The following is a 26,499-nucleotide window of genomic DNA, read 5'->3' as shown; positions in this document are numbered from 1 at the left end:
CCCGACCCCACCTCGCGGGGCGCCGGCCGTCCCCGTCCGACCGGCGGGGCCGCCCGCGCCCCTGCCGGTCTCCTCCCCGCACACCCGAAGGGCAGGAAAGTGTCAGCCAGACCCACCCACTCCGGCGGCAGAACGCGCCTGCGGCACCGCGCCGTTGTCGCCGTCACCGCGGCAGCCGCCCTGCTGGGCCTCGGCCTGGGCGCGCAGTCCGCAGCGGCCGCGGCCCCCGGCACGGCCACCGCCGACCCGGCCTCCTACGTCAACCCGCTGATCGGCAGCTCGAACGCCGGCAACACCTACCCCGGTGCCGTCACCCCGTTCGGCATGCTCGCCTGGAGCCCGCAGAACTCGACGGGCAACCAGTTCTCCACCCCGGCCCCGGGCGGCTACCGCTACGACGCCACCAAGATCCGCGGCTTCAGCCTCACCCACCTGAACGGCGTGGGCTGTTCGGGCGCGAACGGCGACATCCCGATCATGCCGTACGTCGGCGACGTGACCACCTCGCCCAGCTCCGACACCAAGGACGCGGTCTACGCGAGCACCTTCTCGCACGCCAACGAGACCGCCGAGGCCGGTTACTACAAGGTCGCCCTCGACAGCGGCGCCACCGCGCAACTGACCACCACCGCCCGCACCGGCACCGGCGAGTTCGGCTTCCCGGCCGACAAGCCCGCCACCATGCTGCTGCGCACCTCCAACTCCGAGAGCGGCAGCACCGGCGCCACGGTGAACGTGGACGCGGCCACCCGCACCGTCACCGGCTCGGTGGACGCCGGCAACTTCTGCGGCCCGCAGAGCGCCAACAACCGGCACGACGTCTACACCCTGCACTTCACGGCCCACTTCGACACGCCGTTCGCCAAGGTCGGCACCTGGACCGACGGCACCGTGGCGCCCGGCTCCACCTCCGCCACCGGCGGCACCGGCTACGACGCCAACGGCAACGCGGCCGCGGGCAAGGGCTCCGGCGCCTACGTCACCTTCCCTGCCGGCACCGACCAGGTGCAGGTCAAGGTCGCCGTCTCCTACGTCGGCGCGGCCGGCGCCGAGGCGAACCTGCGCGCCGAGAACCCGCCGTCGCGTTCCTTCGACTCCGTGCGCGCGGCCGCGAAGTCCGCCTGGAACACCGCCCTGCGCCGCATCGCGGTCTCCGGCGGCAGCGCCGACCAGCTGAGCACCTTCTACACCGCGCTCTACCACTCGATGCTGGAGCCCACCCTCACCAGCGACGTGGACGGGCGCTACCTCGGCGGCGACCGGGCCGTCCACCAGCTCGCCAAGGGCCAGCAGGCGCAGTACGGCACCTTCTCCGGCTGGGACCAGTACCGCGCCCAGGTCCAGCTGCTGACGCTCCTGCAACCGAGGATCGGCAGCGACTACGCCCAGTCCCTGTTCAACTACGCCACCCAGCGCGGCGGCGAATGGGACCGCTGGCTGCTGGAGAACGGCAAGACCAGCATCATGTCCGGCGACCCCTCCGACGCGGCCCTCGCCGGCATCTACGCCTTCGGCGGCCACGACTTCGACGTCAAGGGCGCCCTTGCCTCGCTGGTCAAAGCGGCCACCGTGCCCACCGCCGACGACTCCTCCAGCGCCGGCTGCAACGTCGAGTGCGTCGGCCAGCGGCCCGCCCTGGACCAGTACCTGAAGAACGGCTACGTCCCCTCGGACAACTGCCACTGCTGGGGCGGCGCCGCCGAGACCCTGGAGGACGCGGCGGCCGACTTCGGCCTGTCCGAACTCGCCGGTGACGCGGGCCAGAAGTCCGTCCAGAAGACCTTCGCCGACCGCAGCGGCAACTGGACGAACGTCTTCGACCCCAACGCCACCGCGCAGGGCGGCTACATGCGCGACCGGAACTCCAACGGGTCGTGGGCCGGGGCCACGTTCAGCCCCAGCACAGGCAACGGCTTCGTCGAGGGCAGCAGCGCCCGCTACACGTGGATGGTCTACTCCGACGCCGCCGGCCTCGCCCAGGCGATGGGCGGCGACCAGACCGCCGTCGACCGGCTCGACGCCTTCTTCCACGCCCCCGACGGCAGCTTCGACTTCTCGGCGAACGACCAGACCAAGTACGACCCGACGAACGAGCCCGACATCAACGCGCCCTACCTGTACGACTACTTCGGCGCCCCCTACAAGACGCAGGCAACCGTGCGGGCCGAGACCGACCAGCTGTGGACGAACACCCCCGGCGGCATCCCCGGCAACGACGACGCCGGCACCATGTCCTCCTGGTATGTCTTCTCCGCGCTCGGCCTCTACCCGCAGGTGCCCAGCCGCGCCGACCTCGTGCTCAGCGCGCCGATCTTCCCCAAGGCCGTCATCCACACCGGCCTCGGCCGCACCATCACCGTCAACGCCCCCAAGGCGTCGGCCGGCAACATCTACATCCAGGGCCTGAAGGTCGACGGCCACAGCTCCGACAAGCCCTGGGTGCCCGCCTCCTTCACCACCCACGGCGGCACCCTGGACTACACCCTGGGCGCCACCGCCGACACCCGCTGGGGCAGCGCCGCCAAGGACGCCCCGCCGTCCTTCCGTGACGGCGAGGCACCGTTCTTCGCCGCCGCCTCCCCGGCGTCGGTGAAGATCGAGCCCGGCAGCTCCGCGACCACCTCGCTGAAGCTGTCCACCATCGCGGACAAGAAGACGAAGGTCTCCTGGAGCGCCGACGCGCCGGCCGGGATCACCCTGTCGCCGTCGCACGGCACCGTCACCGTCCCCAAGGACGGCGCGGCCACCGCGAAGCTCGACGTCGACGTCGCCGCCGGCACCAAGTCCGGTGTCTACAGCGTGCCGCTGACGCTCACCGCCGACCACGGCACGAAGGTCCCGACGGTGTGGCTGAGCGTCACCGTCGGCGTCAACGGCAGCGTCACCTGGTACGTCAACAGCAACGGCATCTCCTACGACGACGACAACCCCACCGCCAACTTCGACGGCGGTGGCTGGAGTTACTCGGGCAAGGCACTCGCCGACGCCGGGGTCACCCCGGGCGGCACGGTCTCGGTGAACGGCTTCGACTTCACCTGGCCCGACGTCGCGCCCGGCGCCCCCGACAACATCGTCGTCGGCGGCGGCGACCAGGTCCTCGACGTGTCGAAGACGTCCGCCGGCGCCACCGAGCTGAGCCTGCTGGGCAGCGCCGCCTTCGGCGACACCAGCGGCACCGTCACCCTCACCTACACCGACGGCAGCACCCAGCAGGCCACCGTCGGCTTCAGCGACTGGACCCTGGGCGGCGGCGGGGGCACCCCGTCCTTCGGCAACACCATCGCGGTGCACACCCCCTACCGCGATGTCATGGGCGGCGGCGTCGACCCGGTGGGCACCGACGTGTTCGCCACCGCGCCGATCACCCTGCAGTCCGGCAAGCAGCTGAAGTCCGTCACCCTGCCGGCCACGGTCCAGGGCGGCGACATGCACCTGTTCGCCATCGCCACGGCGTAGGACGCGCCGGGCACATCAAGGCGGCGAGCACGCCGCGCAATTGGCACCAGCGCCGCCCCGGGCCGAGCGGAACAGGCCCGGGGCGGTGCGCCGTTCGCCAACGTCCGTGCACGCAGGCGGGGTTGCCCGCCGAGGGGCGGCTGGGCTTCAATCCGCGGTATGAGTGGCGCGAAGTGGACCGGGCGCAGTGCCGTGGAGATCGCCGAAGCCGTCCGCGGCGGTACGGCGGACCCGCGCGAGGTCGTCGCCGAACACATCGAACGCATCCAGGAGCTGGCCGGGCCGCTCGGCGCCTTCCGGCGGGTGCGCGGGCACGAGGCGCTGGCCGAGGCCGAGGAGCTGGCCGCGCGCCCCGACCTCGCCGAACTGCCGCTGGCCGGCGTGCCGGTGGCGGTCAAGGACAACGTGGACGTCGCCGGCGAGCAGACCCGCAACGGCTCCGCCGGCTCCGGCGAGGAACTGAACGACGCCGACGCCGAGGTCGTCGCCCGGCTGCGGGCGGCCGGCGCGATCGTCGTCGGGCTCACCAACGTGCCGGAGCTGTGCCTGACCGGCGTCTGCGACAGCCCCTACGGCATCGCCCGCAACCCGTGGGACCTCGCTCTCACCCCCGGTGGCTCCTCCGGCGGCAGCGCGGCCGCCGTCGCGAGCGCGCTGGTGCCCCTCGCACACGGCAACGACGGCTTCGGCTCCCTGCGCATCCCCGCCGCCTGCTGCGGCCTGGTGGGCTTCAAGCCCGGCACCGACGTGGTGCCCGCGACCGAGCCGACGTGGTTCGGCCTGTCGGAGAACGGACCCCTGGCCGCCACCGTCCAGGACGCCGCGACCGGCCTCGCCGTGATGGCCGGCGACCCGGACCTCGCCCGGCTCGGCGAACCGGCCCCGCTGCGGGTCGGCATGAGCGTACGGCCGCTGCTCGCCGGGCTCCCCGTCGACCGCCGCGCGGCCGCCGCCGTGCACGACCTGGCACCGCTGCTCACCCGGCTCGGGCACGAAGCGGTCGTGCACGACCGCCCCTACCCCAACTGGCTGGGCCTGGGCGCGCTGCGGACCTGGTACGCCAGCGCCCGGATGTCGGCCGAGCGGGTGGACGCCTCCCGCCTGCAGCGCAACACCCGCGGACTGGTCGCCGTCGGGCGGGCGCTGGAGGCCGCGCACCTGGGAGCCGCGGGCAGCAGGGCCCGCTGGCGGCACACCGGGGCCGCGGAGTTCTTCGGCGACCTCGACGTCCTCGCCCTGCCCGCCCTCACCACGCCGCCGCCGCGGGCCGAACGCTGGAGCGAGCGCGGCGCGGTACGCAACACCGTGCTCAGCGTGCGGACCTACGGGCTCTTCGCGGCCTGGAACATCGCGGGCTGGCCCGCGATGAGCATCCCCGCCGTCCCGCGCCCCGACGGCACCCCGATCGGCGTCCAGCTCGTCGCCCGCCCCGGCCGGGAGAAGCTGCTCCTGGAACTGGCGGCCCAACTGGAGCAGGCCCGGCCCTGGTTGCGGCACGCCCCGGCGTACAGGGCGGCCTGAACCGCCCGGAAGCCCTGCCAACGCGCTTGCTGTGTACAGCGGTTGAGTGCTCCGTACGGCCGTTCGGCGCCGCGTACGGCCGTTGGACGGGGCCGTACGCGGCAAGCGGTCGCCGCCCGGGCGGGCCGGCGGGCCGCGGGCGGATCACCAGGTCTTGCCGGCCTGCTCGCGGATCGTGCGGTTGATCCGGTTGAAGAAGTTGGTGATCGCGATGTTCAGGACGATCCCGGAGAGCTGCTCGTCGTCGAAGTGCTCGGCGGCCTCCGCCCAGATCTCGTCCGTCACGCCCGGCGCGCCGTCCTGCAGCCGGGTGGCCGCCTCGGTCAGCGCCAGCGCCGCCCGCTCCGCCTCGCTGAAGAAGGGCGTCTCGCGCCAGGTGACCACGTTGTGCAGCCGCTCCTCGCTCTCCCCGCGCTGCTTCGCCGAGCGCACCCCGGCGTACACGCACGGGCTGCAGCCGTTGATCTGGCTCGCCCGCAGGTGGACCAGCTCCAGCACCAGCGGGTCGGCCCCGCTGCCGTAGATCGCCTTGTTCAGCTGCTGGATCGCCGCGATCACCTCGGGGTTCGCCGCGTTCTTCAGCCGTGCTTCCATCGGTCCTGCTCCCTCATCGGTTACCTGTGCCCGTCCGGGCCCGTCATCCCTGTGACGGAGCAGAGCCGAGGAAGGTAACAGCATGTCCGAGACCACCCCGACGGACCCCCTGGCCGAGGCGTTCGAAGCCGAGCGGGACCGGCTGCGCGCGGTCGCCCACCGCCTGCTCGGCTCGCACGCCGACGCCGAGGACGCCGTCCAGGAGGCATGGCTGCGGCTGTCCCGCCAGGACCCCGCCGGGATCCGCAACCTCGCCGGCTGGCTGACCACCGTGGTCGGCCGGATCAGCCTGGACGTCCTGCGCTCCCGCCGGGCCCACCCCGAGGCGTCCTACGACGACGTGCCCGAACTCGTCGTCACCGCCGACGACGCCGCCGCACCCGAGGAGGACGCGGCGCTCGCCGACGCGGTCGGGATCGCCCTGCTGGTCGTCCTGGACTCGCTGCGGCCCAGCGAGCGGCTCGCCTTCGTGCTGCACGACCTGTTCGCGGTGCCCTTCGAGGAGATCGGCCGCATCCTCGGCCGGTCCGCCGACGCCACCAAGATGCTCGCCAGCCGCGCCCGCCGGAAGGTGCAGGCGGGGGAGCGGCCGGCCGCCGCCGGGCGCGAGCAGCGCGCGGTGGTCGACGCCTTCCTGACGGCGGCCCGGCACGGTGACTTCGAGGGGCTGCTGCGCGTCCTCGACCCCGAGGTGCGGCTGACGTCGGACACGCCCGGCGGTGTGGTCGTCACCCTCGGCGCCACCGCTGTCGCCGCGGGCGCCCGGCTGGGGGCGGCCGCCGCGCTGCGGGCCCGCGCGGTACGGGTGAACGGCCGTCCCGGTGTGCTCACCTGGCGCGCGGACGGCACCCCGGCCGCACTGATCGCCTTCACGGTGACCGGCACCCGCATCACGGCGATCGAGGCGCTCTCGGACCCGGCGCGGCTGGCGGCGACCCGGCTTCCGCCGCCGGAATGAGGGGTGTACGGGCGCGCGGCGCCGCCCGCGCGAAATCCAGGGGCGCGGAGCGCCGCGCGGGCCTAGAGTCCTCCCCGTGCCGGAACTGGAGTTGCTGCGTGCCGACCACGGGCCCGCCGTCCTCGCCTTCGAACGCGAGAACCGGGCGTACTTCGCCGCGACCATCCCCGACCGCGGGGACGACTACTTCGCCCGCTTCGACGAGCGGCACCGCGCGCTGCTCGCCGAACAGGACGCCGGCGTCTGCCGCTTCCACGTCGTGCTGGGCGAGGAGGGCGAGGTGCTGGGCCGGATCAACCTGGTGGACATCGCCGAGGGTTCCGCCGAACTGGGCTACCGCATCGCCGAACGGGCCGCCGGCCGGGGCCTCGCCACCTGGGCCGTCCACCGCGTCTGCGCCCTGGCCGCCACCCGCTACGCCCTCACCTCCCTGCGCGCCCGGGCCAAAGTGGACAACGCGGCCTCCCGCGCGGTCCTGACCCGCACCGGCTTCACCCCGACGGGCACGGTCCTCCTCTCCGGCACCCCGGCCCTGACGTATCACCTCGCGCTGACAGCGCCTCCGGCAACGGACGCGGCAACAGAGACGACGAGTGCGGCAACCCATGCGAGGACGAGCGCGGCAACGGACCCGGGAAGCGGACCCGGCCCCGACCGCCGCCCCTGACGCCACCTCGCCGTAGGCCCGGCGGCCGCCACCGCACCCGGGGCCCGCCGCCCAGCGGACGCCTCCGCGCGAGCGTCCCCGTACACCGAGGCGGTGCGGCGAAATCCGGTGCGTGATGATCCGACCATTTGTCCGGACCATTGACCCCGTGTCAGGCCGTGGCTAGCTTCACCTGAGGACACATCCTGCGCACCCGCGCCCCTTGAGCACCGCTCCGCCGTCCACGCCCCGGGCGAACCGCCGCGCCCACCGGAGGCCGCCCCCCACTCGCGCCCCCACCAGGAGCCCCGATGCCCCCCACCCCGCTCCCACGGCCCACCCCGCCGTACCCCCGCTCGCTGCGCCGCCGCCTCTCCGCGGCCTTCGCCGCTCTGATAACGATGTCAGCACTCCTGGCCCTCGGCCTCACCGACTCCTCCACCGCCCACGCCACCACGGCCCCGGCGACGGTCGCGCCCGCCGCCAACGCGACCATCTGCAACAAGTACTGCGACGGCCGCGACCCCGCGCTCAGCGGCGGCGACCGCCAGCCGGTGACCGCGAGCATCTTCTCCCGCTCGATCGTGCTGCACTTCGACGACGCCGACGCGATGGCCTGGGCCTCGATCGACAACGGCAACCCCGGCGACGAGGTCTGGATCGACCGCTCCTTCGACGGCGGCAGGACCTGGGGCTCGGGTAGCAAGCTCGGCGACACCACCACGCCCACCGGGCAGCGCGGCTGGCGCACCCTGATGCAGAACGTCGACGACTGGAACAACGACGGCGTCGGCGCGGTGCGCGCCTGCGGCAAGGCCGGCGACCGCCCCGACATCGCCTGCACCGCCTGGGCCCGCACCACCTGGAACGCCTGGAGCCGCAGCACCGCAGCCGCCACCGCGCTGATGATGTCCTTCGACCGCGGCACCGGCCTGTTCGGCGGCAACGGCTGGTGGACGGCCGCCAACGCGCTCACCGCGATCATCGACAACGCCCGCACCAGCGGCATGCCGAGCTACGAGTACGCGATCAGCTCCACGTACGACAAGAACATCAACGCCCAGGAGGGCAACTTCGAGAACAACTACCTCGACGACACCGGGTGGTGGGGTCTGGCCTGGGTGGACGCCTACGACATCACCGGCGACAGCCGCTACCTCAACACCGCCCGCGCGGACGCCGACCACATGCAGGCGTACTGGAACGGCACCTGCGGCGGCGGCGTGGTGTGGAACGAGACCAGCACCTACAAGAACGCCATCACCAACGAGCTGTTCCTCTACCTCAACGCGGCCCTGCACAACCGCATCTCCGGCGACACCGCCTACCTGAACCGGGCGAAGGCGGAGTGGAGCTGGTTCCAGAGCAGCGGCATGATCAACAGCAGCCACATGATCAACGACGGCCTCAACGACTCGTGCGCCAACAACGGCCAGCCCACCTGGACCTACAACCAGGGCGTCGTCCTCGCCGGGCTCACCGAGCTGTCCAAGGCCACCGGCGACCAGAGCCTGCTCACCACCGCCCGCACCCTCGCCGACGCCTCCACCGTCAACCTGTCGAGCAACGGCGTGCTGCGCGAGCCCGGCGAGGGCGACTCGTGCACCGGCGACGGCCCCAGCTTCAAGGGCGCCTACGTCCGCGGCCTCGGCCACCTCAACGCCCAGCTCTCCGACCACCCCTACAGCAGCGTCCTCACCACTTGGGCGAACTCCGCCTACGCGCACGACCGCAACGCCCTCGACCAGTACGGCCCACACTGGGCCGGCGGCGCCGGCAGCAGCGACTACGGCTGCCAGCAGAGCGCGCTCGACCTGCTCAACGCGGCCGGCTGACAGGGAAGTTCGCCGCGCGGCCGCGGGCGGGACCGCACGCACCCGTGAGGGGACGCGCAGCAAAACCCCGGCCGTGCCCGCACGGGGCCGCCGTCCGAGCCGGGCGGCGGCCCCCGCCGTGCCCGGGCGCCGGCGTCCGCGAGGGGGGCGCCCACCGGGCGGGACCGCGGCTTTGGAATGATCCGGGTATGAGCCGAAACCCCACCGCGCGGGGCGCGCGGGCCGCAGGCACCGCCCTGGCCGCGGCCGCCCTCCTCGCGGGCTGCTCCTCGCACTCCGCCGCCTCCGGGCCGCCCGCCCCCACCACCTCGGCGCCCGACGTGCCCGGCCGGGCCGACGTCCAGGCCGGCGGCAGCGACCTGACCATCACCAAGGCCGTCGCCCACCTCGACCCGGCCGGCACCGGCACGCTCACCATGACCGTCCACAACGGGGCCGCCGTCCCCGAGCACCTGGACATGGTGGCGACCCCCGACGCCGGCCGCGGAGCCCTGTCCGGCGCCGCCAAGGGCGACAACGGGGCCATGACCGACGGCGGCATCCTGCTCCCGGCGGGCAGCACGGTCACCTTCGGCGGCACCGGGCCCAGCATCCGGCTGACCGCCGTGCACGGCATCACCGCCGCCCACACGCTCCCGCTCTTCCTGCAGTTCGGCGTCGCGCGCCTGGTCCACGTCTCGGCGATCGTCTCCTCCGGCTGAACCGCCGGCCCGCGGAGGCGTCCGCGGGCCGCGGACGGGGGAGGGATGGGGCGGCGGACGCGACGGAGGTGCAGCCGTGATATCCGAACCGGAGATGACGGGCGGTTTCGACACCCCCGGCCCTGACGTGATCGCCGGCAGCGGCGACCCCGAGGACGATCCCGGCCCCGGACGCGGCCGGGCCGGCCGGCGGCGGGCCCTGGCCTGGGGCGCGGCGGGCGCGGTCCTCGCCTCCGCCGTCTGGGCGGGGGCGCTGCGCGCGTACGGCCACTACCACCACGGCGGCCCCGACCTGCACGGCTACGTCCTCGGCGACAGCCCCTGCGCGGGCACGACCCTCGCCCCGCTCACCACCGCGCTCGGCGCCACCGACGTCTCCTCCGTCTCGCCCGCCACCGCCCGCCTCGGCCACGCCCTGGACCAGCTGCGCTGCACCCTGGCCGTCTCGGCGCCCAGCCGCCCGGCCGGCACCGCCCGCTACGAGATCTTCGTCACCGTGGACCTGCACCGGACGACCGACCCGCGCGCGGAGTTCGACGACCAGCGCGGCCTCGACTCCGACACCCTCACCCCGGCCGCCGCCACCCGGCCCGTCCCCGGCCTCGGCGACGAGGCGTACCTGCTCACCCTGGGCGCGCAGAGCGAGGAGCTGAAGGTGCGGCACGGCGGGGCCGTCTTCACTCTCACCCTCACCGGCTACAACGCGCTCTCCACGGCTCCCGGCGCCCCGGCCGTCCCCCGCGGCGCCGCCACGGCGCCCGCGGACTTCGACGGCTACCAGGACGCGCTGGTGCGGGCGATGCGCAAGGTCATGGCGGGCCAGCACCGCTCCTGACCCGCCGGCGGCCGCGGCCTTCCGCCGGGGGCCCGGCGTCCCCGCTCAGACCATCAGCTCGATCGCGTAACCCAGCAGCCCAGCAGCGAAGAGCGCGGCGAAGAAGAGGATCACGGTCAGGGGAGCCGCCGCCCAGCCGCGGGAGAGAGGGCCGCGCTCGGGGCCGCCGAGGTCCGAGACGCCCGACTCGGCGGGCGGGGTCTGGCCGGCCCGCTGGACGGCGTCCTCGGGGACGCTCAGCCCCTCGTCCGCAAGGTGCGGGTTCGCGGCAGGGTGGGTGGTCGCCATGAGGGTGGCTCCGATCGTCGGGCTCGTGCACCGGTCGCTTACCGGTCGCGTCCAGCCTGCGGGTACCCGATCCGCGCCCGCCGATGCCGGGTGCGGGGGAGAGCGCGGCGATCCGGCGGCAGGACGGGGGAGGACGCGGGAGGGCGCCGGCGAGCACGGGTGCCCCGGGTCGCCGGGTCGTCCGGGGGCGTCCGTGCGTTGCCTGTGGGCCCGGGACCTGCTGTTACGAGGGCGTTAGGTCCCTGCGGGGAGAGTGAGGCGTATCCGGGCGGCCCGGCGAGAACAAGGGCCGCCCGCGACCGGAGTACGCAGCACCCCGAGGGCCCCGAAGGGCGGGCCCCGGGGGCGGAAAGGAGCGGCCCATGCCGACGGCCGACACCTCCACGGCCCGCCGGGCCCGGCACCGCGGCGGTCCCGCCCGCGCGGCTGCCGTCGCGGAGAAGCCGCCGGGCACCTGGCGCTCGCACGGCCTGCTCGCCGTGATCTGCGCCGGCGGGCCCGCCGTGCTGTTCCTGTGGTGGCAGAGCACCATCCCCGGCTCCCTGAACAGCGGCGCGGCCGCCGTCACGGCCGCCGGCCGCATCACCGGCCTGCTCGCCGCCTACCTGCTGCTCGTGCTGGTCGCCCTGATGGCCCGGGTGCCGTGGCTGGAGAACCGCATCGGCTCCGACGTCACCACCCGCTACCACCGTGCCCTCGGCGAGTACACGGTCGTCCTGGTCTGCGCCCACGCGGTGCTGATCACCCTCGGCTACGCCTGGCAGGCCCACACCAACCCTGTCTCCCAGACCGGCACCCTGCTCACCTCCTACGCCGATGTGTGGCTCGCCGCGATCGCCCTGGCGCTGCTCGTGCTGGTCGGCCTGGTCTCGGCCCGCGCGGTGCGCAGCCGCATGGCCTACGAGTCCTGGTACCACATCCATCTGCTGGTCTACGTGGCCATGGGCCTGGCCTTCGCGCACGAGTTCGCCGTCGGCACCGACTTCTCCACCTCCGCGCGCAACCGCCTGATCTGGTCGGCCGCGCACATCGCCGTCGGCGCCGCCGTGGTGGTCTTCCGGCTGCTGATGCCCGCCTGGCGCTCGCTGCGGCACGGACTCCGCCTGACCCACGTGGTGCCCGAGGGGCCCGGTGTCGTCTCGCTCTACATGGCCGGGCGGGACCTGGACGCGCTGCGGGCCGAGCCGGGGCAGTTCGCCCGCTGGCGGTTCCTGGCCCGCGGCCACTGGTGGCAGTCGCACCCCTACTCGCTGTCGGCCCCGGCGGCGGGCGGCGCGCTGCGGATCACCGTGAAGGACCTCGGCGACGGCAGCGCCTCGCTGGCCGCGCTGAGGCCCGGCACCCGTGTGTGGTTCGAGGGCCCCTACGGCGCCTTCACCGCCCGCCGCCGCGACCGCGCCCGCCCCCGCCCGGTGCTGCTGATCGCCGGCGGCGCGGGCATCACCCCGATCCGCGCGCTCTACGAGACGCTGCCCGGGCGCGGCTCCGACGTCGTGCTGCTCTACCGCGCCTCCACCCCGGCCGACCTGGTGCTCTACCACGAGTTGCAGGCCATCGCGGCCCGGCGCGGCTTCGGGCTGCTGCCGCTGCTCGGGTCGCGCGGCCGCGACGACCCGCTGACGGCGGCCCGGCTGCGGCAGGCCGTGCCCGACCTCGCCGAGCGGGAGGTGTTCGTCTGCGGCCCCGCCGGGATGACGGCCGCCGCCCGGCGCGAGCTGCGTCGCGCGGGCGTGGCCCGGCGCCGTATCCACGCCGAGTCGTTCGCGTTCTGAACCGCGCTGGGACCACGAGGAGGACACCGTGCGCAAAGTCGTCATGGCGCTGGCCGCAACCGCCGGCTGCATCGCCCTGCTGCTCGGGGTCAAGGCGCAGTCCGCCGGGCCGCCGCGCTCCGCCCTGGGCGTCAGCTCCCCGGCCCGCCCCGGCCCCACCGGCGGCGGCAGCGGCACGCCGTCCACCGGCAGCACGGGGAGCACGGCCGGCGGGGGCGGCTCCGGTAGCGCGCCCGGCGCCAAGGGCACGGCCCACGCCCCCGCCAGCGGCCGCTTCACCGGCGACCCCGAGGACACCCCCTACGGCACCGTGCAGGTCCAGGCGGTCCTCTCCGGCGGCCGGCTCACCGACGTCGTCGTGCTCCAGCAGACCGACGGCGGCCGCAGCGCCGCCATCGACGCCTACGCGCTGCCGGTGCTGAAGTCCGAGGCGCTGAAGAAGCAGAGCGCGAACGTCGACGTCGTCTCCGGCGCCACCTACACCTCCACCGGCTACGCCCGCTCCCTGCAGGCCGCCCTGGACCGGGCGGGCCGGTGAGCGCGATGAGGAGCGCCGTCCTGGAGACCATGGGCACCGTGATCTCCCTGGCCGCTCCCGACAGCGCCCGCTTCCAGGCCGCCGCCGACGCGGCCTTCGCCTTCCTGCGCCATGTGGACCGGACGTTCTCGCCCTTCCGGCCGGACAGCCCCGTCAGCCGCATCCGCGACGGCGCCCTCGACCCGGCCCGGCTCGACGGCCACCCGGACGCCCGGGAACTGCGCGAGGTGCTGGCGCTGTGCGATGGCCTGCACCGCGACAGCGGCGGCGCCTTCGACGCCTGGGCGGTGGGCGACCCGCCGCGCTTCGACCCCTCCGGCGCCGTGAAGGGCTGGGCCGCCGAGCGCGCGAGCGCCCTGCTCGCCGTCCACGGCCTGCCCCGGCACGCGCTCAACGCCGGCGGCGACGTACGGTTGCGGTCCGGGCCGCCCGGCGCGGACCCCGCACCGCCCTGGCGGGTCGGGATCGCCGACCCGCACCGGCCCGGGCATCTGCTGGGCGCCGTCGAGGTCGGCGAGGGGGCCGTGGCCACCTCCGGCACCGCCGAACGCGGCGCCCACATCTGGGAGCCCGCGACCGGCCGCCCGGCCGGCGCCCTGGTCCAGGTCACCGTCACCGGTCCCGACCTGGCCCTGGCCGACGGCTACGCCACCGCGGCCATGGCCCACGGCACGGCCGCGGCCGCCCATGCCTGGCTGGAGCGGCAGGCCGGCCGCGGCTACCGGGCGGTGACGGTGGACCCCGCGGGCAGGGTGCGCACCACGGGCGGGCCGGGCCTGCTCGGCTAGGGCCTGCCCGCGAAGCCGCGGCGCCCACCCGCGGGGCGTTACCGGAGGCGACGTCGCGGACAGGTTCCGGGCGTCGCACGCCGCGACGGGCTGCTGAGCGAGAGGATGAGGACATGCGCGTACTGGTGGTCGAGGACGAGCAGCGGCTGGCCGCCCGCATCGCGGAGGGCCTGCGCGACCAGGGCATGGCGGTCGACGTCAGCCACGACGGCGAGGACGCCCTGGAGAAAGCCGCGCTCAACGGCTATGACGTCCTCGTCCTCGACCGCGACCTGCCCGGCCGCTCCGGCGACGAGGTGTGCGCGGAGCTGGCGGGCCGCGAGGGCGGCCCCATGGTCCTGATGCTCACCGCGCTGTCCGGCACCGACGACCGGGTCGACGGGCTGAGCCTGGGCGCCGACGACTACCTGGGCAAACCCTTCTCCTTCGCCGAGCTGACCCTGCGCATCCAGGCCCTCGGCCGCCGCAGGGGCGCCCACGGCGTCACGCTCACCGGCGGCGGCGTCAGCATGGACACGCTGCGGCACACCGTGCACCGCGGCGGGCGTCCGATCGCGCTGACCGCCAAGGAGTTCGCCGTGCTGCGGCTGCTGCTGGCCGCGGACGGCGCCGTGCTCAGCCACGAGGAGCTGCTGGAGCGGGCCTGGGACGAGAACGCCGACCCCTTCACCAACACCGTCCGCGTCACCGTCAACCGGCTGCGCCGCAAGCTCGGGCCGCCCGAGGTGATCGAGACGCTGGTCGGCGCCGGATACCGGATCGTGCGATGAGCGACGGGAGCGGGCCCCGCGCAGCCCGCGGAAGCATCGAGGACGGCACCCCGCGGTCCTCCCGCCTGCGCCGGCTGCGGCCGCGGCTGCCCGCCATGACCCTGCGCACCCGCCTGACCCTCACCTACGCCGTGCTCTTCACCCTCGGCGGCTGCGTCCTGGTGCTCGCCATGACCACCGCCTTCTACCACGAGATCTTCCGGCCGCTGCCGGCCCACGAGGTGCCCAGCCGGCTCGACCCCGACCACGACCACATCGTCGGCCTGTCCGACCAGATCCGCGACGCCGCCGCCTCCCGGCTGCTGGTCATCTCGCTGGTGCTGCTCGCGGTCGTGGTGGCCCTGTCCGCGCTGGCCGGCTGGTGGGTGGCGGGCCGGATGCTGCGCCCGCTCGCGGCGATCACGGCGGCCGCCCGCAGGGCCGGCGACACCACGCTGCACGAGCGGCTCCGCCTGCCCGGGCCCGACGACGAGCTCAAGGAACTGGGCGACACCTTCGACGCCATGCTGGAGCGGCTGGACGCCGCCTTCGCCGCCCAGCGCCGGTTCGTTGCCAACGCCAGCCACGAGCTGCGCACCCCGCTCGCGCTGACCCGGGCGGCGGTGGAGGTCACCGTCGCCAAACCGGCCGTCACCGAGGCCCAGTGGCGGGCCATGGCCGCGGACGTCGCCGACTCCACCGAGCGCGCCCAGCACCTGATCGCCGCGCTGCTGGTGCTCGCCCGCTCCGAGCAGCGCGTCACCGACCCGGTCGAGGACGACCTCGCCGACATCGCCGCCGAAGCGCTGGACGGGATCGCCGCCGCCGTACGGGCCCGCCGGCTGCGGCTGCGGGTCGAGCTGGACCCCGCGCCGGTGCGGGCGAACGTCGCCCTGCTCGGCATCGCGGCGGCGAACCTGCTGGAGAACGCCGTCCGCCACAACCGCGACGGCGGCCTGCTGCGGGTGGCGACGGCGGCTGCGCGGGAGGGCGAGCAGGCCGTGCTCACCGTCGCCAACGACGGCCCCGTACTGGACCCGCGACACGTCGGCGACCTCTTCGAGCCCTTCCACCGCGGCGTGCACACCCGCCGTGGGGCGAGAGCGCAGGGCGCCCCCGAGGGCAGCGGCCTGGGCCTGTCCATCGTGCGGGCGGTCGCCCGCGCCCACGGCGGCCAGGTGACCGCCGAGGCCCGCCCGGAAGGCGGCCTGACGGTCACGCTGCGGCTGCCCGCGTAGGCCCTGGGAGCAGGTGCCGTACCGGCTCGGCCGCCGAGCCCCCGGCCCCGTCCGGCCGGCCCCGCGGGGCCCCGCGGGGGAGCGGCGGACCTGCCGGCAGGCGTCCTGGCTCCTCCGCGGGCACGGGCGCAGACTGGATGGTGGGGCCACGCTTCGGGAAGGGACGATTCCGTCGTGCAGCCGGGAAACGACAACGGCGCCTGTCCTGGTGCGCAGCCCGCTGCCGCCGGTCTGCTCGCCGCCGACGGCGACGGCCGCGTCGTCCTGTGGAGTTCCCTCGCGCAGGCTCTGCTGGGCCACCGGCCCGAGGAGGTCATGGGCCGGCCGCTGGACGACCTCCTCGCGCCTCCCGGTCTGCCGCGGTCGCCGTCCCCGCAGGCAGCGGGCTGGAACGGCGTCCTCGTCTTCCGGACCCGGCAGGGGGCGCAGGTGCCGCTGCGCGTGCAGACCTGCCCGGCCGATGTCCGCGGCGACCGCGTGCCCGGAACGGTCCTCTCGCTGCTGCCGCCCCCGCAGGAGGAGGAGTTCGACACGGCGCTGCTGCGGTGGCTGCTCGACGAGTCCCCGATCGCCCTGGCCGTCTACGGGCCCGACCTGGACTGCCTGCGTCAGAGCAGGGGCATGACCCGGCTGACGGGGACGCCGAGCGGCGAGGGCGGCTGCCGTGACCCCGTGGACGCCGTGACGGGCCCGGGGAGCACCGCGTGGCGCCGGCGGCAGCGCGAGGTGCTGGCCGGCGGCGCCGAGGTGCAGCGTCAGGAGGTGCACGGCCGGGTCGCCGCGACGCCGGACCGCGACAGCGTGTTCGTCGCCGGCGTCCACCCGCTGACCGATTCCGCGGGCCGCAGGATCGGCCTGTGCTCCACTCTCCGGGACGTCACCGGATACCGCCGGGCCCGGGAGCGGCTCACGCTGCTGAACGAGGCGAGCACGAGCATCGGCACCACGCTCGACCTGCGGGCGACCGCCCGCGAACTGACCGACGTGCTGTGCCCGAGGCTGGCCGACTGGACCCACGTCGACCTGCTGGAGAGCGTGCTGCACGGCGAGGAGCCCGGCTTCTACACCGGCAGCGTCGCCCTGTACCGCGCGGCACACAAGTCCTTCCGCGAGGGGGCGCCGGAGAGGATCAGGGAACCCGGCGGCGTCGACCTGTTCCCCGCGGACTCGCCACCGATCCGGTCCATGGCCACCGGCAGCTCCATGCTCCTGGCGGCCGACAGCGAGGAGATCCGGGCCTGGCTGGCGGCCGATCCGGCGCGGGCCCGGCAGTTCCGCGCGTACGGCTACCACTCGGTGCTGGTGGTGCCCCTCGTCGCCCGCGGCACCGTCCTGGGCGGGGCCGTCCTGCTGCGGAGCAGGCCGGACCCCTTCGACGAGGACGACCTGCTCCTGACCGAGGAACTGGTCTCCCGCGCCGCGGTGTGCCTGGACAACGCCCGGCGGTACGCGCGCGAACGCGGCACCGCGCTCGCGCTGCAGCGCAGTCTGCTGCCGCAGACTCCCCGGCGGCAGTCGGCGGTCGACACCGCGGGCCGCTACCTGCCCGCCGACTCGGGCGCGGGCGTCGGCGGCGACTGGTACGACGTGATCCCCCTGTCCGGCACGCGCGTCGCACTCGTGGTGGGCGACGTCGTCGGGCACGGCATCAACGCCGCGGCCACCATGGGCAGACTGCGCACCGCGGTACGCACCCTCGCGGACGTGGACCTGCCCTCGGACGAGTTGCTGACGCACCTGGACGACATGCTGACCCGGATGGGCGCGGAGGAGCAGGACCCGCACGGCGGCGGAGACCTCGGCGCCACCTGCGCGTACGCCGTGTACGACCCGATCTCCCGCACGTGCGTCCTCGCGTCGGCGGGCCACCCGACGCCGGTGGTGGTCCTGCCCGACGGCACGGCGGCCACCCCCCGGCTCTCCACCGGCCCGCCGCTGGGCGTCAGCGGCCTGCCGTTCGAGAGCACCGAGCTGACCCTCCCGGAGGGCTCGCTGATAGCCCTGTACACCGACGGGCTGATCGACCTCCGGCACCGCCACCCCGACCGGGCGCAGCAGCAGGTGGAGGAGGCGCTGCGCACCACCGGACGGTCGCTCGGCGAGCTGTGCGACACCGTCCTGGACCGGCTGCTGCCCAGCAGGCCCACGGACGATGCGGCCCTGCTGCTGGCGCGGACCCGCGCGCTGGACGCGCGGCAGGCGGCCGTGCTCGACGTGTTGCCGGAGGACGCCTTCGTGGGCCGGGCCCGTTCCTGGGCGGCCGAGCGCCTGGCCGAGTGGGGCCTGGCCGATGCCGGGTTCGTCACCGAACTCGTCGTCAGCGAACTGGTGACCAACGCCATCAGATACGGGCGCCCGCCCCTGCAACTGCGGCTCATCAACGACAAGGCGCTCATCTGCGAGGTGTCGGACGGCAGCAGCACCGCGCCGCACATGCGCCGGGCCCGCCAGTCCGACGAGGGGGGACGCGGACTCCTGCTCGTCGCGCAGCTCACCCGGCGGTGGGGCACGCGGCACTCCCGCGCGGGCAAGACGGTCTGGTGCGAGCAGCGGCTGGAGGGCGGCGAGGGCGCCGACGGCGGCCAGCCGTTCCCGGCCCCCACGGCGCAGCCCTCCTGACCGGCCCGACCTGACGGCTGCGCCGGCCACGCCCGGCTGCATCGGCCACGCGCCACCTGTATCGGCCACGAGCGGGCCGCCCCCCTTAGCACGCCCGCGACCGCGGCTGCAAACCTCCGACCAAACCCGCCCGCACCACCACCCAATTGGCAGGATCTTGTCAAAATCTCCGTCAAATCTCCTGTGCCCGGGCCCTGTTGGGCCCGCCCACGTGATCGATTGGCCTGCGAACTGCTCGCATCCGCGCATGTTCCGCGCCTGTTCGCGCCCGTTCCGGGAGGCCCCGTGCACGCACACGTCCGCAGGAGACACTGGCTGACGATCTCAGCCGTCACCGCCCTGGCCGCGCTCTTCGCCCTGCCCGCGGGCGCCGCGCCAGGGCACCCTGCCGCCAAGCCCCGCCTCGTCACCGCCCTGCACGCCCAGGCCGCACAGGCCGCCGACGACGGGGGAGACGGCGACGGGGGCGACGGTGACGGCGGCGACGAGTCGCACGAGATCGCCGAGGGCGCCGCGCAGTTCGCCGAGGCGCGGACCTCGCCCGGCACGGTCGCGCCCGGCGCCTTCTCGGCGGCCTGGGACCAGCTGAACAAGCTGCCGCAGACCGGCGGTTCGTGGACGTCGCTGACCACGCTGCCCTACAACTCCGACGACCCGCGCTACCGCGACATCGACTCCAACTCCAGCGGCGGCGCCGGCCTGGTGACCGGCCGGACCGCGGCCCTGGCCGCCGACGACCAGGGCTACGTCTACGAGGGCAGCGCCGGCGGCGGTGTGTGGCGCTCGGCCACCGGCGGCGGCCACTGGCAGCCGATCAGCGACTCCCTGCCCACCCAGGCCACCGGCTCCCTCGCCCTGGACGGCAAGGGCCGGCTCTGGCTCGGCACCGGCGAGGCCACCACGAACGCCGACGCCTACCTCGGCAGCGGCGTCTACGTCCTCGCCCACCCGCACCACGGCACCTTCACCACCCGCGACCGGGTCGGCGGCAGCGAGCTGGACTCCACCACGATCCACACCCTGCGGTTCGGCGGGAACACCGTGTGGGCCTCCACCAGCCGGGGCGTGTGGTCGCACTCCACCACCGACCTGCGCGGGCCCTGGACGCTGCAGTTCGCGCCCAACCCCGACTACCTGCCCGGCGGGAAGCTGGCGAACGACCCGGCGGCGCCGTACAAGAACATCGCCAACGACGTCGCGATCGACCCCCACGACCCGTCCAAGGTGCTGCTCGCGGTCGGCTGGCGCAGCGGCGACAGCTACAACGGCCTGTACCGCAAGAGCGGCAGCGGCTGGACCCGGGTCACCTCGCTCGGCCAACTGCCCACGGACGCGGGCTCGATCGGCAACATCACCTTCGCCCGCTCCGCCGACGGCTCGCGCTACTACGCCATCGACCAGTCGCCGACCGCGCTGAACACCGACCCCGACAGCAACCTCGACGGGATCTACGTCTCCAAGAGCGGTGACCCGTTCGGCAGCTGGACCCGCATCGCCGACACCGAGAAGCTCGCCGACGCCGGTTCCGCGCTGGACGAGCCGGGCTTCATGCCGGGCGTGCAGGCCTGGTACAACGAGTTCCTCCAGGTCGACCCGAACAACGCCGACCACGTCTACGCGGGCCTGGAGGAGGTCTTCGAGACCAAGGACGCCGGCACCACGTGGTCGGCCGTCGGCCCGTACTGGAACTTCGACTTCCCGTGCTGGAGCATCGACCCGTCCAAGCAGACCGGCGACTGCAGCCCCACCACCCACGCCGACCAGCACGCGGTCGCCGTGGGCAGCTCGCACGGCAAGAGCTTCCTCTACGTCGGCGACGACGGCGGCGTCTACAAGCGCCCGCTGAACGGGCGGACGGACGCCTCCGGTCACGCCACCGACTGGACGTCCACCAACGACGGCACCATCGACACCCTGCAGTACTACTCGGTGGGCGTCGGCCGCGACCCCTCCGGCCACGGCCTGGCGGTCGGCGGCGGCCTGCAGGACAACGGCCAGTCGGTGCTGCGCTCCGGCGACAAGGTGATGGGTTCCAACTTCGGCGGCGACGGCGGCGACACGCTCACCGACCCCGCCGACGGCTGCGACATCGCCCAGGAGTACGTCTACCTCGCGGTCAACGTCACGCAGAACTGCGCGGTCAACGACGGCTCCTGGGTCGACGACCCGTCCAAGGCCACCAGCTACGACGTGGCACCGCCGGACAACGAGACCGGCGCCGCCCGCTTCACCGCGCCCCTGACGGCCGACACCGAGAACGCCGACACCTGGGTGGCCGGCGGCCAGCACGTGTGGGTGCAGACCCACGGCTACGCGATCCGCAGCGGCGACGAGTGGACGGACGCCTTCGACCTCGGCACCGGCCACGTGGCCACCGCGGTCGCCGCCGAGGGCGGCAAGGTCTACGCGGCCTGGTGCGGCCCCTGCGACAGCCAGGGCTTCGCCCGCGGCATCGCCGTGGGGAACGCCGACGGCACCGGGTGGCACCAGATCTCGCTGCCCACCACCGGCACCGTGCCCAACCGCTACCTGTCCGGCTTCGCCATCGACCCGGCCGACGCCGACCACGTCTACCTCGCGGTGAACGGCTTCTCCCGGCACTGGACCGCGGGCCCCGGCGCCGGCACCGGCCACATCTTCGAGTCCTACGACGCCGGCGCCACCTGGAAGGACATCTCCACGAACCTTCCCGACGTGCCCGCCGACTCGCTGCTGGCCCTGCCGAACGGCGGCCTGGTCGCCGCCACCGACCTGGGCGTCCTCTACCGGGCCCCGCACCGCACCACCTGGAGCCGTCTCGGCCGCCTGCCGGCCGTCGCCGTCCTCCAGGTCAAGCTCGGCCCCGACGGCCGCGTCTACGCCGCCACCCACGGCCGCGGCCTGTACGCGATCACGCTCCACTAGCCCCCGAGGGCACGACGAAGGCACGACGCGGGCCCGGCCGCCTGGCGGCCGGGCCCTGCGTGCTGTTCAGGCCCCGGTGGTGGAGCCCGGGCGGACGATCATCAGCACCGTCACCGCCGCCCACAGCAGGTTGAAGACGCCGGTGAGCATCGCCAGCCGCGCCGTACGGGAGCGCTCCAGGGCGCCCGTGTCACCGTCGAGCAGGTCCACCAGGTCGTCCTGCGCCGGCAGGATCAGCAGCACCAGCAGCACGGCGGCCACGCCGGTGAGCGCGATCGAGGTCACCAGCCAGGCGCTGCCCAGCACGCCCATCCGGTCGGCGGTGGCGAAGCCGAACACCGGCACGGCGATCGCGACGGCCCCGTATACGCGGCACACCCGGTGCAGCACCCGGACCGTGGCGCGGCCGGCGGCGTCCGGCCCCTCGGCGTGGGCGCGCCGGACAGCGGCGGGGAACATGCTCGCCGCCACAGCGACGGGCCCGACGGCCATGAGCGCGGCCAGGACATGGAGGGACAGCAGGAGCTTCGTCATCGCAGGGTGCGGGTCTTTCGTACGGACGGCCGGGTGATCGCCGTTCACGTTAGACCCACCTCCGCGGCCGCCCTCATGCGCATTGATGCCAACCTCCAACGGATTCTCGCCAACGCCCCTGACCTGGTCGTCTGTGAGAGCGGGTGCTGTCGGGCCCCCATACGGGGCTGGCGCGAACACGGGCTATTCTCCACTTCGTGCACACCGTCGCCGTCCTCGCCCTCGACCACGTCGTGCCCCTCGACCTCGCCGCGCCCGTCGACGTCTTCGGCCGCACCCGGCTGCCGGACGGCAGGCCCGGCTACCGGCTGCGGGTCTGCTCGCCGGGCTCCGAGGCGGCCGGCGAGACCTTCGCGGTCCGCGCGCCCTGGGGCCTGGAAGGGCTCGCCGACGCCGACACCGTCGTCGTGCCCGGCTGCGCCGAGTCCGCCCCGCCGCCGCCCGCCGAGGCGCTGGAGGCGCTGCGGGCGGCGGCCGCGGCCGGCACCCGGATCGCCTCGGTCTGCTCGGGCGCCTTCATCCTGGCCGCCGCCGGGCTGCTCGACGGGCTGCGGGCCACCACGCACTGGGCCGCCGCCGAGGAACTCGCCCGCCGCCACCCCCTGGTCGACGTGCGGCCCGACGTCCTCTACGTCGACAACGGCCAGATCCTCACCTCGGCCGGCGCGGCCGCCGGGCTCGACCTGTGCCTGCACATGGTCCGCCGCGACTACGGCTCCGCGGTCGCCGCCGACTGCGCCCGCATGTCGGTGATGCCACTGGAACGCGAGGGCGGCCAGGCCCAGTTCATCGTCCACCGGCAGCCGCCGGTGCCGCAGGGCTCGGCGCTCCAGCCGGTGCTGGAGTGGATCGACGACAACCTCGCGCAGGACCTGACGCTCGCCGACATGGCGGCCCGCTACGGGACCAGCGGGCGCACCTTCAGCCGCCGCTTCCGCGAGCAGACCGGCACCACGCCGCTGCAGTGGCTGCTCCGGGCCCGGGTCCGGCGGGCCCAGTACCTGCTGGAGAACAGCGACCACTCGGTGGAGCGGATCGCCCGGCAGGCCGGCTTCGGGTCGCCCACCGCCTTCCGCGAGCGCTTCCGCCGCGTCGCCGGCACCACCCCGCAGGCGTACCGGGCCGCCTTCCGCGGCGCGGCGTCCGGGCCGGACGCGGCGTAACCTGGCAGGTGAGGCCGTCGGCAGATGCGGCCGCACCGTTCGCGGCGCGGCTGGTCCGCCACTGGCATGAGGACGGGCCCCGGCGGCCTCCCGCCGCGACTGGGAGCGTGCCATGGCCGAGACGACCGAGATCTGGGTGGAGCGCATCAGGAGGATCCACGGCGCCTCCGGGGACCCCTCGGGGGACATGGAGGTCAGGGAACTGGTGCACGAGGTGTATGAGACGGCCCAGAAGGACCTGGACGTCCAGCGGGCCGACGCCGAGTTCGAGCGCGAGGAGTAGCCGGCCGGCAGCCTCAGCCCTTCACGCGCGGACCCCGTGCGACGGCCACGCCGCCGCACGGGGTCCGCGCGCTTCTACCGCGGGACGAGGAGCGTTCCCGCGCCGCTGCTCACGGTGAGGTGGTGAGCGCCGCCTCGGTCTCCCGCAGGAAGTCGTCGAGGTCCTTCGGGGTGCGCGAGGTGATCAGCGTCCAGCCGTTGCCGGAGTCGGCGACCACGGGCTCGTCCACCCAGTTGCCGCCCGCGTTGCGCACGTCCGTGCGCAGCGAGGGGTACGAGGTGAGCGTCTTGCCGCGCACCGCGTCGGCCTCCACGAGCGCCCACGGGCCGTGGCAGATCGCCGCCACCGGCCGCCCGGAGTTCGCGAACGCCTGCACGTTCTCCACCGCGATCGGGTTCTGCCGCAGCGTGTCCGCGTTCAGGGTGCCGCCGGGCACCAGCAGCAGGTCGTAGGTGGAGGTGTCCACCTGGTCCAGGGTCGTGGTGGGCTGCACCTTCTCGCCGGGGTCCTTGTCGCCGACGAGCGTGACCACCGGCTCGCCGGAGACCGCCGCGATGTCCACGGTGGCCCCGTTGCGCCGCAGGTGCTCGACGGGGACCACCAGCTCGTCCTGCTCGACCCCGTAATTGGTCACCATCGCCAGAACGCTCCGTCCGGCCAGGTCGCCTTGTGCCATGGTCGCCCTCCTTGCCAGGTGCTGTGCCTTGCTGTGCCGGGTCCGGTGCGGTGCGCACCGCCCGGCGCTTCGTTCTCCTTCGTCGGGTACCCCCGGTGCGCCGCGGCATCCGCACTGGCCGGTATTGGTATAGACCTTGACAGGTTCAGACCAATATGATCGGCTGCACTCCCGATCCCACTTCTCCCACCCCCCACAAGGAGTGGCCTGTGTCGAGACAGCGCTTGATCGCCTTCCTCACCGCGCTCGCCGTCGCCGTCGGGCTCGCGGTCCTCGTCCCCCTGTCGTCCACCGCCTCGGCGGCGGACTGCGCGGCGGCCTGGAACGCGTCCTCCGTCTACACCGGCGGCCAGAGCGCCTCCTACAACGGGCACAACTGGACGGCGAAGTGGTGGACCGAGGGCGAGACGCCCGGCGCCGCCGACGTCTGGGCCGACTCCGGCGCCTGCGGCTCCGGCGGCGGCAGCGGCGGCACCACCGGTGGCAGCGGCTGCTCCTACCCGTCGTGGGTGGCCGGCCGCTCGTACGTCACCGGCGACGTCGTCACCTACACCAACGGACTGCTGTACATCGCCACGCACGACAATCCCGGCTACGACCCGACCATCAGCACCTGGTACTGGAGCCCCTACACCTGCTCCGGCTCCGGCGGCGGCACGGGCGGCACGAACCCGAGCGGCGGGTTCGTCGTGAGTGAGGCGCAGTTCGACCAGATGTTCCCGAGCCGGAACTCCTTCTACACCTACAGCGGCCTGACCGCGGCGCTGAGTGCCTACCCGGCTTTCGCCACCACGGGCAGCGACACGGTGAAGAAGCAGGAGGCGGCGGCGTTCCTGGCGAACGTCAGCCACGAGACGGGGGGTCTGGTCTACGTGACCGAGATCGACAAGTCGGGCAACTACTGCGCGGCCGAGCCGTACGGGTGCCCGGCGGGCACCTACTCGTACTACGGGCGCGGCCCGATGCAGCTGAGCTGGAACTTCAACTACAAGGCGGCCGGCGACTCCCTCGGCGTGGACCTGCTGGACAACCCGGGCCTGGTGGAGACCGATCCGGCGATCTCCTGGAAGACCGGCCTGTGGTACTGGAACACCCAGACCGGCCCCGGCACGATGACCCCGCACAACGCGATGGTCAACGGTGCCGGCTTCGGCGAGACCATCCGCAGCATCAACGGCAGCATCGAGTGCAACGGCGGCAACCCCGCCGAAGTCCAGGACCGCGTCAACAAGTACGAGAGCTACGCGGCCATCCTGGGCGTCAGCCCGGGCGGGAACCTGTCCTGCTGAACGGCCCGCGTGCGGCGCCCCGTCCGGGCAGGGGCGGGGCGCCGCCGCATACGTCGGGATCGCCCCTGGTCCGCGGCCTCCTCACGACTTAGGCTGCGCTGGTGACGATCACTGCGAAGGGCACCGCCATCCGACCGCTCGCCCCCGGCCAGCGGGCCCGTCTGATGGTGGCGGACATCGACGGCGGCACGCCCCGGCTCGTGCACGAGACCTCCGGCAGCGCGCTGGAGGCGCCCAACTGGTCACCGGACGGGCGCTGGCTGGTCTACAACCACGACGGGTTGCTCTTCCGCATCCCCGCCGACGCCTCCCCGGGCGACGGCCGCGGCCCCGAACCGATCGACACCGGCGGGATCACCGACGCCAACAACGACCACGTGCTCTCCCCGGACGGCGCCACTCTCTACCTGTCGGCGGGCGACGGCCACATCCACGCCGTGCCGTTCGCCGGCGGCCCGGCCCGGCGCGTCACCAACACCCGCCGGCCCGGGCCCTTCCGGCACTTCCTGCACGGCGTCTCGCCGGACGGCGCCACCCTCGCCTACGTCGGTGTGGAGCCGTGGAACGGCGACGAGTGGGGCTACCGCAACGTCTTCACCCTCCCCGCGGCCGGCGGCCCCGACACCCGCCTCACCGACAGCCCGGCCCCCGCCGACGGGCCCGAGTTCAGCCCGGACGGCGAGTGGATCTGGTTCAACTCCGAGCACGGCGCCGCCACCCCGGGCCACGCCCAGCTGTTCCGGATGCGGCCGGACGGCAGCGGGCTGACCCAGGTCACCTTTGACGAGCGGGTCAACTGGTTCCCGCACCTGTCGCCGGACGGCCGCCACGTCCTCTACGTCAGCTTCCCGCCCGGCACGCAGGGCCACCCCGCCGACCGCGACGTCCTCCTGCGGCTCACCACGCCCGAAGGCGGCGGCCACCGCGACGTGCTCGCCCTCTTCGGCGGCCAGGGCAGCCTGAACGTCAACAGCTGGGCCCCGGACAGCAGGCACTTCGCGTATGTGGAGTACCCGGTGGGCGAGTAGGCCGCGGGCGGAGCCGGCCGAACCGCCTTCCGGGGGGGGCGAGTCGGGGCGCGCGGGCGGACCCTCGACCCCGGCGGTGGACCG

At 74.3% G+C, this 26,499-nt stretch carries 22 protein-coding genes; 18 read left to right on the top strand and 4 right to left on the bottom strand.

Features of this window, described 5'->3' with window-relative positions:
• The first annotated feature begins 99 nt into the window (after positions 1-99).
• Complete coding sequence (locus BLR33_RS00920) at positions 100-3,456, top strand: GH92 family glycosyl hydrolase (protein ID WP_245771059.1); 3,357 nt, start codon at positions 100-102, stop codon at positions 3,454-3,456.
• A gap of 159 nt (positions 3,457-3,615) precedes the next feature.
• Positions 3,616-4,977 (top strand): amidase, encoded by a 1,362-nt coding sequence (locus BLR33_RS00915; RefSeq protein ID WP_093782278.1) that lies wholly within the window; start codon positions 3,616-3,618, stop codon positions 4,975-4,977.
• A 144-nt stretch (positions 4,978-5,121) separates the two neighbouring features.
• Here BLR33_RS00915 and BLR33_RS00910 read toward each other — a convergent pair whose 3' ends face one another.
• Positions 5,122-5,571 (bottom strand): carboxymuconolactone decarboxylase family protein, encoded by a 450-nt coding sequence (locus tag BLR33_RS00910; protein WP_093782277.1) that lies wholly within the window; start codon positions 5,569-5,571, stop codon positions 5,122-5,124.
• A gap of 82 nt (positions 5,572-5,653) precedes the next feature.
• On the opposite strand from BLR33_RS00910, the gene BLR33_RS00905 reads away from it, so the two are divergent.
• The 5 genes from BLR33_RS00905 to BLR33_RS00885 all read left to right on the top strand — a co-directional run bounded on the left by BLR33_RS00905 (position 5,654) and on the right by BLR33_RS00885 (position 10,546).
• Positions 5,654-6,529, top strand: coding sequence for a sigma-70 family RNA polymerase sigma factor (locus BLR33_RS00905; RefSeq protein WP_093782276.1), 876 nt, complete (start codon positions 5,654-5,656; stop codon positions 6,527-6,529).
• A gap of 76 nt (positions 6,530-6,605) precedes the next feature.
• Positions 6,606-7,196, top strand: coding sequence for a GNAT family N-acetyltransferase (locus BLR33_RS00900; RefSeq protein ID WP_093782275.1), 591 nt, complete (start codon positions 6,606-6,608; stop codon positions 7,194-7,196).
• 380 nt (positions 7,197-7,576) lie between these two features.
• The gene (locus tag BLR33_RS00895; RefSeq protein ID WP_093782695.1) at positions 7,577-9,010 is read left to right on the top strand and encodes a glycoside hydrolase family 76 protein; all 1,434 of its coding nucleotides are present in this window, start codon (positions 7,577-7,579) and stop codon (positions 9,008-9,010) included.
• A 188-nt stretch (positions 9,011-9,198) separates the two neighbouring features.
• Positions 9,199-9,711 carry a hypothetical protein gene (locus BLR33_RS00890; RefSeq protein ID WP_093782274.1) on the top strand — a complete coding sequence of 171 codons (513 nt, stop codon included), beginning with the start codon at positions 9,199-9,201 and terminating at the stop codon, positions 9,709-9,711.
• A 76-nt stretch (positions 9,712-9,787) separates the two neighbouring features.
• Entirely contained in the window at positions 9,788-10,546 is a 759-nt protein-coding gene (locus BLR33_RS00885; RefSeq protein WP_093782273.1) for a hypothetical protein, read from the top strand.
• A 45-nt stretch (positions 10,547-10,591) separates the two neighbouring features.
• Here BLR33_RS00885 and BLR33_RS00880 read toward each other — a convergent pair whose 3' ends face one another.
• Positions 10,592-10,834 carry a DUF6480 family protein gene (locus BLR33_RS00880; RefSeq protein ID WP_093782272.1) on the bottom strand — a complete coding sequence of 81 codons (243 nt, stop codon included), beginning with the start codon at positions 10,832-10,834 and terminating at the stop codon, positions 10,592-10,594.
• Between the two features lie 362 nt (positions 10,835-11,196).
• On the opposite strand from BLR33_RS00880, the gene BLR33_RS00875 reads away from it, so the two are divergent.
• The 7 genes from BLR33_RS00875 (at position 11,197) to BLR33_RS00845 (ending at position 21,442) form a co-directional block, all read left to right on the top strand.
• Positions 11,197-12,606, top strand: coding sequence for a ferredoxin reductase family protein (locus BLR33_RS00875; protein WP_093782271.1), 1,410 nt, complete (start codon positions 11,197-11,199; stop codon positions 12,604-12,606).
• A 28-nt stretch (positions 12,607-12,634) separates the two neighbouring features.
• The gene (locus BLR33_RS00870) at positions 12,635-13,144 is read left to right on the top strand and encodes an FMN-binding protein (RefSeq protein ID WP_245771058.1); all 510 of its coding nucleotides are present in this window, start codon (positions 12,635-12,637) and stop codon (positions 13,142-13,144) included.
• A gap of 5 nt (positions 13,145-13,149) precedes the next feature.
• On the top strand, positions 13,150-13,932 hold the full coding sequence (locus BLR33_RS00865) for an FAD:protein FMN transferase (protein WP_143031602.1): 783 nt from the start codon (positions 13,150-13,152) through the stop codon (positions 13,930-13,932).
• 113 nt (positions 13,933-14,045) lie between these two features.
• Positions 14,046-14,702 carry a response regulator transcription factor gene (locus tag BLR33_RS00860; RefSeq protein WP_093782269.1) on the top strand — a complete coding sequence of 219 codons (657 nt, stop codon included), beginning with the start codon at positions 14,046-14,048 and terminating at the stop codon, positions 14,700-14,702.
• Positions 14,699-15,919, top strand: coding sequence for a sensor histidine kinase (locus BLR33_RS00855; RefSeq protein ID WP_093782268.1), 1,221 nt, complete (start codon positions 14,699-14,701; stop codon positions 15,917-15,919). The genes BLR33_RS00860 and BLR33_RS00855 overlap by 4 nt, the downstream gene beginning before the upstream one ends.
• Before the next feature lie 174 nt (positions 15,920-16,093).
• Positions 16,094-18,538 carry an ATP-binding SpoIIE family protein phosphatase gene (locus BLR33_RS00850; protein WP_093782267.1) on the top strand — a complete coding sequence of 815 codons (2,445 nt, stop codon included), beginning with the start codon at positions 16,094-16,096 and terminating at the stop codon, positions 18,536-18,538.
• A gap of 285 nt (positions 18,539-18,823) precedes the next feature.
• Entirely contained in the window at positions 18,824-21,442 is a 2,619-nt protein-coding gene (locus BLR33_RS00845) for a glycosyl hydrolase (RefSeq protein ID WP_093782266.1), read from the top strand.
• A 66-nt stretch (positions 21,443-21,508) separates the two neighbouring features.
• Here the strand turns inward: BLR33_RS00845 and BLR33_RS00840 are convergent, their stop codons facing one another.
• Positions 21,509-21,976, bottom strand: a complete 468-nt coding sequence (locus tag BLR33_RS00840) for a DUF2269 family protein (RefSeq protein WP_093782265.1) — start codon at positions 21,974-21,976, stop codon at positions 21,509-21,511.
• A 197-nt stretch (positions 21,977-22,173) separates the two neighbouring features.
• On the opposite strand from BLR33_RS00840, the gene BLR33_RS00835 reads away from it, so the two are divergent.
• Together BLR33_RS00835 and BLR33_RS34935 are read left to right on the top strand one after the other, a co-directional pair.
• Complete coding sequence (locus BLR33_RS00835) at positions 22,174-23,139, top strand: GlxA family transcriptional regulator (protein WP_093782264.1); 966 nt, start codon at positions 22,174-22,176, stop codon at positions 23,137-23,139.
• A gap of 112 nt (positions 23,140-23,251) precedes the next feature.
• Complete coding sequence (locus tag BLR33_RS34935; RefSeq protein WP_176930059.1) at positions 23,252-23,422, top strand: hypothetical protein; 171 nt, start codon at positions 23,252-23,254, stop codon at positions 23,420-23,422.
• A 109-nt stretch (positions 23,423-23,531) separates the two neighbouring features.
• On the opposite strand, the gene BLR33_RS00830 is transcribed toward BLR33_RS34935, so the two are convergent.
• Positions 23,532-24,098 carry a DJ-1/PfpI/YhbO family deglycase/protease gene (locus BLR33_RS00830; protein WP_093782263.1) on the bottom strand — a complete coding sequence of 189 codons (567 nt, stop codon included), beginning with the start codon at positions 24,096-24,098 and terminating at the stop codon, positions 23,532-23,534.
• A 209-nt stretch (positions 24,099-24,307) separates the two neighbouring features.
• Between BLR33_RS00830 and BLR33_RS00825 the strand changes: the two genes are divergently transcribed.
• Together BLR33_RS00825 and BLR33_RS00820 are read left to right on the top strand one after the other, a co-directional pair.
• Positions 24,308-25,387 (top strand): glycoside hydrolase family 19 protein, encoded by a 1,080-nt coding sequence (locus BLR33_RS00825; RefSeq protein WP_245771057.1) that lies wholly within the window; start codon positions 24,308-24,310, stop codon positions 25,385-25,387.
• A 101-nt stretch (positions 25,388-25,488) separates the two neighbouring features.
• A complete protein-coding gene (locus BLR33_RS00820) occupies positions 25,489-26,415 on the top strand; it encodes a TolB family protein (RefSeq protein ID WP_218136584.1) in 927 nt (308 codons plus the stop codon).
• The last annotated feature ends 84 nt before the right edge of the window (positions 26,416-26,499 follow it).

Origin of the sequence: Actinacidiphila guanduensis, assembly GCF_900103985.1 — a bacterium.
GTDB classification, from domain to species: Bacteria; Actinomycetota; Actinomycetes; order Streptomycetales; family Streptomycetaceae; genus Actinacidiphila; species Actinacidiphila guanduensis.
This window is presented reverse-complemented; position numbering and strand designations above follow the sequence as displayed.

Coding starts and splice junctions, on each gene's coding strand:
- BLR33_RS00865 (WP_143031602.1), top strand. CDS start 13,150: ATGAGGAGCGCCGTCCTGGAGACCATGGGCACCGTGATCTCCCTGGCC.
- BLR33_RS00905 (WP_093782276.1), top strand. CDS start 5,654: ATGTCCGAGACCACCCCGACGGACCCCCTGGCCGAGGCGTTCGAAGCC.
- BLR33_RS34935 (WP_176930059.1), top strand. CDS start 23,252: ATGGCCGAGACGACCGAGATCTGGGTGGAGCGCATCAGGAGGATCCAC.
- BLR33_RS00880 (WP_093782272.1), bottom strand. CDS start 10,834: ATGGCGACCACCCACCCTGCCGCGAACCCGCACCTTGCGGACGAGGGG.
- BLR33_RS00855 (WP_093782268.1), top strand. CDS start 14,699: ATGAGCGACGGGAGCGGGCCCCGCGCAGCCCGCGGAAGCATCGAGGAC.
- BLR33_RS00890 (WP_093782274.1), top strand. CDS start 9,199: ATGAGCCGAAACCCCACCGCGCGGGGCGCGCGGGCCGCAGGCACCGCC.
- BLR33_RS00860 (WP_093782269.1), top strand. CDS start 14,046: ATGCGCGTACTGGTGGTCGAGGACGAGCAGCGGCTGGCCGCCCGCATC.
- BLR33_RS00840 (WP_093782265.1), bottom strand. CDS start 21,976: ATGACGAAGCTCCTGCTGTCCCTCCATGTCCTGGCCGCGCTCATGGCC.
- BLR33_RS00875 (WP_093782271.1), top strand. CDS start 11,197: ATGCCGACGGCCGACACCTCCACGGCCCGCCGGGCCCGGCACCGCGGC.
- BLR33_RS00910 (WP_093782277.1), bottom strand. CDS start 5,571: ATGGAAGCACGGCTGAAGAACGCGGCGAACCCCGAGGTGATCGCGGCG.
- BLR33_RS00895 (WP_093782695.1), top strand. CDS start 7,577: ATGTCAGCACTCCTGGCCCTCGGCCTCACCGACTCCTCCACCGCCCAC.
- BLR33_RS00915 (WP_093782278.1), top strand. CDS start 3,616: ATGAGTGGCGCGAAGTGGACCGGGCGCAGTGCCGTGGAGATCGCCGAA.
- BLR33_RS00830 (WP_093782263.1), bottom strand. CDS start 24,098: ATGGCACAAGGCGACCTGGCCGGACGGAGCGTTCTGGCGATGGTGACC.